Below are 267 nucleotides of genomic sequence, written 5' to 3'. Positions count from 1 at the left end.
TTTAAAGCATCGTCACCACCTGCTGTCGTCCAATGCGCTGCCAGGGCAAACCTTGGATCAGTGCCTGTAACTGTTCCGGGCTGAGGGCCACGGTTTCACCTTGGTGAACTTGAGCCCAGTGAAATTTACCCTGTTCCAAACGCCTGGCACACAGCCAGATGCCCAGTCCATCATGTACCAGCACTTTCATACGATGGCCACGTTTATTACAGAACAGGTAGGCGCAATGCGGTTTGATTGAGCCAAAGGCTTTCATAATCTGCGCCA

At 52.1% G+C, this 267-nt stretch carries 1 protein-coding gene; it reads right to left on the bottom strand.

What is annotated here, in order from left to right:
- Nucleotide 1: 1 nt before the first annotated feature.
- The coding region (tnpB, locus tag ACEO2X_RS14465) for an IS66 family insertion sequence element accessory protein TnpB (protein ID WP_371972206.1) at nt 2-267 on the bottom strand (266 nt) is incomplete at its 5' end.

It is taken from the genome of Acinetobacter sp. AL9, assembly GCF_041464035.1.
In the GTDB taxonomy this organism is placed as follows: Bacteria; Pseudomonadota; Gammaproteobacteria; order Pseudomonadales; family Moraxellaceae; genus Acinetobacter; species Acinetobacter towneri.
The sequence above is the reverse complement of the archived record's forward strand: the minus strand, read 5'-3'. Positions and strand labels throughout refer to the sequence as shown.